Annotated in this window: 1 pseudogene; it reads right to left on the reverse strand. The window is 41.9% G+C overall.

Going from position 1 to position 985, the window contains the following annotated elements:
- Positions 1-899 (reverse strand): annotated as a pseudogene (locus A9E74_RS13785) (sugar transporter); the annotation flags it as partial.
- Positions 900-985: the final 86 nt, after the last annotated feature.

Genomic DNA, 985 nt, shown 5'->3' on the forward strand with positions numbered 1-985 from the left:
TAAAGCATTTTGCGTCGTCTGCTTTTCTCTGAAGCAGTTAAAATTAAGGGGATGACAACTAATGGGGCTTTACCGACCACCCTGGAAATATTTGAGTAACCACGTACTCCACCAAAAAACATCTCAATGATAAATGCCAAACCGACTCCAGCACCTGTGGATGCAACAAATCCCATTGCTAATAATTTAGGTCGATTTGGTTTTTCTGCTGAACTTGGTACTTGGGGGGGCTCAATAAGCGTGAAGCTTTCACCTTTATTTTCAGATTCAAGCGTTTGGGCGAGTTCTGCCTGAAGTTGCTTAGCACGCAACTGTTGATATTGGTCCAATTTGTTTTGATGATCACGTGTTAGATCCATATAAGCACGTTGGACCTGATTAGTTTGTACTACTCGACTTTCAAAATCAGCTAATTTAGCACGTAGTTGTTCCTGACGACTCCTTAAGCGGCTAATCTCACGTTGTGTAGCATCAATTTTAGCTTGAACTTCAATATACACAGGATTTCTGCTATTTGTATTAACTGAAGTAGAATCCGCTGATTCTGTTGGAAGCTCTTTTAACCGCTGCTGTAGTCTGGCGAGATTGGCTTCTTCAGCTTTAACATCGGGGTGCTCACTTGCATAACGTTGTTTAAGGTTTTGGAGATTAGTCTGTACAGCAGCCAGTTCAGTTTCAACCGACTGTCTTTGAGACATTGTTGATCCAACCTGCGCTTCTAATGATGCAACTTCACGTTTAACACGTTGTAAATCTGGATGGTTCTCTGAGTAACGACTTTGCATAGAGCGCAACTCAGCCCTCATACGTTCTAAGGCCACTTGCTCAGGAGATGCTTGTGGTCCAACAACAGTACCAGGAGTATTTTGCTGTGGAATCATGGATAATTGCATAGACATGGTAGTTATCTGATCACTTAATACCATTATCTGGTTTTCCGCTGCCGCGATTTCTTGTTGTGTGTTCTGAACCATGCTTAAATTAT

The sequence above is a fragment of the Methylophaga muralis genome (genome assembly GCF_001720165.1).
GTDB lineage: Bacteria > Pseudomonadota > Gammaproteobacteria > Nitrosococcales > Methylophagaceae > Methylophaga > Methylophaga muralis.